Genomic DNA, 5,509 nt, shown 5'->3' on the forward strand with positions numbered 1-5,509 from the left:
GGATCTGTGGTCGCGCACCGGAACTCGACGGCTTGGCACTGCTCGACGGTTTCCAGCGGGCACAGGAAGCACCGGTGGCGCGGGTGCCGGAGTTGGTGCGTGAGTACCGGCTCAGCTGGGAGATGCTGCCCGACGCCGCACTGAACACCGCGCCGGTGTGGGAAGCGTTGCTCGACAACGGCATCCCGCAGACGGCGCTGCTGCGACAGCTGCCGCGCCTGACCCGTCTCGGCCTGCTCGACCCGCTCGGACCGCGCACCGCGGCGATCTGCGCGCAGCTCGCCGACCCGGCGAGGCTGCGCAAGGCTCGGGTGCACCCGGTGTCGGTGCTGATCGCGTTGCGCACCTACGCTTCGGGGCGGTCGGCGCGTGGCGCGGGCACCTGGACGCCGTCGGCCCCGGTCGTCGACGCCCTCGACGCCGCGTTCTACGCGGCCTTCGAGTTCGTGCGGCCGACCGGCCTGCGTCACCTGCTGGCGCTGGACGTGTCGGGCTCGATGATGAGTGCGATCGCAGGACTGCCGATCTCGGCGCGCGAGGCCTCGGCCGCGCTCGCCCTGGTCACCGCACGTACCGAGCCGCGGCACGAGATCGTCGGGTTCACCGCCAGCGGTCAGGGGTGGCAGGGGGCGCGCGGCCTGTCCCCGCTGTCGATCTCGTCGCGGCAGCGTCTCGACGACGCGGTGCGGGCGATATCGGGTTTGCCGTTCGGCGGCACCGACTGCTCGCTGCCCATCCTGCACGCGCTGGACAAGGGCATCGAAGTCGATGTGTTCTCGGTCTACACCGACAACGAGACCTGGGCGGGAGCGGTGCACCCGCACCAGGCGCTGGCCCGCTACCGCCGCGAGGTGAACCCGCGGGCCAAGCTCGTGGTGGTCGGCATGACGGCGACGAACTTCAGCATCGCCGATCCAGGCGACGCGGGCATGCTCGACGTCGCCGGCTTCGACGCCGCCGTGCCGTCGCTCCTGGCCGACTTCGCCACGGCCGCATAAGAATACGACCCCAGAAAAAATCGGAGCCGCCGCGACCTCGTTGTCGCGGCGGCGCCTTTTCTTCTCGCACGAGAGTTCCGTCAAGGGGCGACGGAAGACCAATCGGCGAAACCCGTGGGGTCGTGGCGGCCCATGGAGGCGTGTTCGAACAGGCCCCAGCCTTCGAGATCACCGCAGCGGGCGTAGCCGATGTGGTCGATCACGCCGTAGGGGGTACGGCCCTTGATCGCGGGGTCGGTGAGGTCGTAGGCGCTCGACAGCGACCAGTTCTCGCCCATCCAGCGGCCGTGGGTCCAGTCGGGGTCGGCGCCGTAACCGCAGCCGACGTGCAGGGCGATCCCGGGGCGCGACTCGATCTCGACCTCGAGCGGCTTCCCGTCGGGGGTGGTCATGTCCAGGCGCACAGATTTCGGGTGCCGGGTGCCGGACTCGTAGGTCCAGTGCATGCGCGGCCAGCCCAGTTGTTCCTTGCGCCCGTCGTTCCAGATCCGCACCGCGTTGTTGAGGGTGCGGGTGCCGTCGGGCTCCTCCTGCACGATCACCACGATCGAGAAATCCTGGAACCGCAGCGGCGCGTACAGCCACCAGAAACCGTCCATGCCGGTCGGCCTGCCTGCGGGTTCGGGCTCACCGGAGGGCCGGATGCCCCAGGATCGATCGCGGCTGCCCGTCCACACCGCCGGGTCGACCGGGTAGTCGATGCCGTCGACCGCGAGAGTGCCCTCCCACGAACCCGATTGGGCGAAGCGCGAGGCCTCGATGATCGGCTTGGTGCCGGACAGGATCAGGTGCGGCTGCTCCTGCACGGCGGGCTGCGCACCGGTCCAGGTCAGATCGAACCCGAGATCGTCGTGCTCGCAGACCACTCGGAGCTTCTGGAGCGGCTCGATCACCTCGATCCGGTAGCCGCCGACGGCGGTGGTCAGATCGCGCGAGGTGAGCGCGTCGGAGAAGCGCACGCTGCGCTGGGCGTCACCGTGGCGCACCGTCGCGAACGCGTCGACCACCCCGAGGTTCGGGTACACACCGAACCCGGTGATCAGCATCGCGTCGCCGGCCGGGTCGAAGGCGTTGAAGTAATAGCGGTCGTAGAAGTTCCGGTCGCTGGTGGCCACCCTGGCCAGCGACAGCGGGGTCTGATGGACCGGGTATTCGTCCAGGGGGACGGGCATGATCGCTCGCATAGTCAGTCCCATTCGTAGGTGCCGTCGAGCAACGCCTCGAGGGTGAGGCGGTGCATCACGTAGTCGTCGAGTTCGGCGGGCACGGTGTCCTCGCCGAAATGGATCATCCGGCACTTGATCCTGGCCATCACGATCGCGTGCCGCAGCGCGGCGTAGACGATGTAGAAGTCCAGATTCCGGACCGAATGCCCGGTCAGTTCCTCGTATTTCGCCACCACCGCGTCGCGGCGCAGGAAGTCCACCAGACCCGGCTGGTCGAAGCGGGTGGCGATGTCCTGGAAGAACCGGTGGATGAAGATGGTCCAGCCCAGGTCGAGTTCGCGTGGCGCGAACGTCGCCATCTCCCAGTCGAGCACGGCCGCCGGGGTGAACCCGTCGAACAGGATGTTGCCGGGACGAGCGTCGCCCCAGTTCAGCACTTCGGGACCGGGATCGGCCGGCCAGTTGGCCTCGAGCCAATCGAAGGTCCGCTCGATCAGCGGCACCTCGACACCGTGGTCGGTCAGTGCCCACCGGTACCAGGCGCGCTGGGCCTCGAAATGCCTGCGCAGCGCGGTGCCCGCACCGTCGAGCAGCGGGAAGCGCTCGGACACCTTGTCGATGGCGTGCACCTGGGCGATCACCTCGACCGTCGCGTCCGCCACCAGCTCGCGCTCGGCGACCGTCGCGTCGAACAGCCAGCCGAAGAACACGTACGGCGGATTGTCCGACGGCGCCCTGCCCTCGACCCGCTCCATCACGATGAAGGGCGAGCCGAACACCGAATCGTCGAGTTCGAGCCAGCGCAGCGTCGGCACGGCGACCTCGGAGGACGCGGCGACACCGGCCATCACCTGGTACTGCATCGCCAGGTCGTAGGACTCGAACACCGGGAACGAGCTGTCCTCCGGCGCCATCCGGATGACGAACGACCCCTGTTCGGCGGCCCCGTCCGCCGGCCATTCGGCGTCGAACAGGATGGTGGTGCTCGACATGCCGCCGCTGGACGGTTTGTTCAGATTGCTGACCGTCACGTCGGCGCCGACCTTGTCGGTCAGCCAGCTCGCCAGCGTCCCGGCTAGCTCGTCCAGATCGCGCTCGCTGACGGTGAGCGACATCTGAGCGGCCGGATCCTGATCTTCGGACATCTACGGGGTACCCCTGTCGGCAAAACTGTAACGTGTGTCACTTCTGAGTACCGGACGGCCGACCGGAATGTAAGGGCGGCATCGCTGAGTGAGACTCAGGGTTGACAGCGCAAAGATCGGGGTTTTCCCCGACGCGCTCCACCGTATCTTCCGATTAGCTTCGGTAACAACCGAACTCGATGAGGAGGCGTGGGTGACCACAGGGACCATTGAGCGTGCGCGCGACGACATCGCGAGCCCGCCCTCACCGCCACCGATGTGGCATCCGATCACCCGGCTCGCCTTCCGGTTCAGTGTGGCGTACCTGGGCCTTTTCTGTCTGTGGATGGCTCAGATCACCTTCGTCTTCCTGGGTGTGCTCGCGCTGCGGTTGCCCGAGGAGGCCATGCTCTGGCAGATCATGGCCCTCGATCCGGTGAGTAGCTGGATCGGTGAGCACGTGTTCGGGGTGGCGGCCGAGCTGGCGATGAACGGCAGCGGCGACCAGGCCGCGATCTGGATCCAGTGCGGTCTGCTGCTGGTGGTCGCGGTGCTGATCACCCTGGTGTGGTCGGTGCTCGACCGGCGCAGGCTCGCGTATCCGCGACTGCTGAGCTGGTTTCTCACGGCGCTGCGGCTGTGTGTGGGCGGACAGATGCTGTTCTACGGATTCGCCAAGCTCATCCCGACGCAGATGCCCGAACCCGCGCTGACCACATTGCTCACCCGGGTCGGTGATCTGACGCCGATGGCGATGCTGTGGACCCAGGTCGGATCGTCACCCGCCTACGAGATCGCTTTGGGCGCAGCCGAAGTACTCGCCGGTCTGCTGCTGTTCTGGCCACGCACCGCGACGGTGGGCGCCATGCTGGGCGTGATCAGCATGGCGCAGGTGTTCCTGCTCAATCTAACTTTCGACGTGCCGGTGAAGATGCTGGCCGGGCACCTGCTGCTGATGGGGCTGGTGCTGCTCGCCCCGCAGGCGCGCAGGCTCGCGAATTTCCTCGTGCTGGAGCGTGATTCGGGCCCGGCCGTGCAGCCACCGCTGTTCTCCTCGTCGCGGGCCAACCGGTGGGCGGCGGTGGCGCAGGTCGTGGTCGGACTGTGGATCACGGCGGGCATGATCGACGCGGGAATGCAGAGCTGGCGCGAATACGGCGGCGGTGCACCGAAACCCGAGCTGTACGGCATCTGGGAGGTGCGCGAGTTCAGCGTCGAAGCGACCCCGATCCCGCCGCTGGCCACCGATCCGGTGCGCTGGCAACGCCTCGTGATCGACGTGGGCTCGGCGGGATACCAGCGAATGGACGATTCGGTGGTGCCGGTGTCGGCCACGACCGACCTGGCGGCCGCCACGATGACGCTCGTCGCCGCACCCAGCGGCGCCGACGGAACCCCGGTGCCCTACGCCACCTTCACCGTCGAGCATCCCTCGGCCGACACGCTGACATTGCGTGGAGAACTGGACGGTCGGCCCGCCACGGTCACTCTCGACCGCCTCGACCTCGAGCGGTTCCCGTTGCGCAGCACAGACTTCCGCTGGGTGCAGAACCAGCCGTACTTCGAATGATCGCGCGCCCGGTGCGTCAGCCGATAGTGATGGCATCCAACCGGATACGGAGGAAATCGGCCGACACCACCGGCGGCCCCTGCGCCACCCGGCCGATCGGCGGTGCCAGCGGAGTCACCACCGCGTCGTGGTCGAGTTCGTAGAAGTAGATGAGCGAGACCAGGTCCTCCTCGGGGGCATCGGGCTGGGGTGGCAGCACCCGATGCCGACCTGACGGCCATCGCTCGCCGCTCCAATAGGCCAGCAGGTCACCGATGTTCACCGTCAGCGCGGCCGGGTCGTAGGGAGCGTCGGCCCACCCGCCTGCCTCGGTGTAGACCTGCAACCCGCCCGCACCGGGTTCTCGGTCGAGCACCGTCACCGTGCCGAAGTCGGTATGCGGACCGATCCGGAACTGGCCGGGCTCCGGCTCACCGACGTCGGTCATCGGCGGATAGTGGTTGATATTGCAGGTCCAGGTCGGGCGTGCGGCCAGGTCGGCGAACGGGTTGACCGGCAGCGCGAGGGCCGCGGCGAACAGGGCGAGCAGTTCGTCGGACAGCGTGCGCACGGCGGCGGTGTACTCGGTCAGCAGCGCGCGCAGCTCCACGACCTCGGTGGGCCACACATTCGGCAGGAACCACATCTGATCGATTGCCGGATCACCGGTCG

5 protein-coding genes are annotated in these 5,509 nt (G+C 67.9%); 2 read left to right on the forward strand and 3 right to left on the reverse strand.

Annotated features, from left to right (window positions below; genetic code table 11):
* A partial coding sequence (locus ACFWF3_RS22390; protein WP_379315145.1) for a TROVE domain-containing protein occupies positions 1-998 on the forward strand: 998 nt, incomplete at its 5' end.
* Between the two features lie 80 nt (positions 999-1,078).
* On the opposite strand, the gene ACFWF3_RS22395 is transcribed toward ACFWF3_RS22390, so the two are convergent.
* Positions 1,079-2,170 carry a hypothetical protein gene (locus tag ACFWF3_RS22395; RefSeq protein WP_378992295.1) on the reverse strand — a complete coding sequence of 364 codons (1,092 nt, stop codon included), beginning with the start codon at positions 2,168-2,170 and terminating at the stop codon, positions 1,079-1,081.
* 14 nt (positions 2,171-2,184) lie between these two features.
* The gene (locus ACFWF3_RS22400; protein ID WP_379315146.1) at positions 2,185-3,309 is read right to left on the reverse strand and encodes a phosphotransferase family protein; all 1,125 of its coding nucleotides are present in this window, start codon (positions 3,307-3,309) and stop codon (positions 2,185-2,187) included.
* A gap of 193 nt (positions 3,310-3,502) precedes the next feature.
* Between ACFWF3_RS22400 and ACFWF3_RS22405 the strand changes: the two genes are divergently transcribed.
* Positions 3,503-4,858: a DoxX family protein gene (locus ACFWF3_RS22405; protein ID WP_379315147.1), complete on the forward strand. Its 1,356-nt coding sequence runs from the start codon at positions 3,503-3,505 to the stop codon at positions 4,856-4,858.
* Between the two features lie 16 nt (positions 4,859-4,874).
* Here ACFWF3_RS22405 and ACFWF3_RS22410 read toward each other — a convergent pair.
* Positions 4,875-5,509, reverse strand: a 635-nt coding sequence (locus tag ACFWF3_RS22410; RefSeq protein WP_379315148.1) for a 2OG-Fe(II) oxygenase family protein, incomplete at its 5' end; no start/stop codon positions are given.

The sequence above is a fragment of the Nocardia sp. NPDC060220 genome, from assembly GCF_042727815.1.
Taxonomy (GTDB): domain Bacteria; phylum Actinomycetota; class Actinomycetes; order Mycobacteriales; family Mycobacteriaceae; genus Nocardia.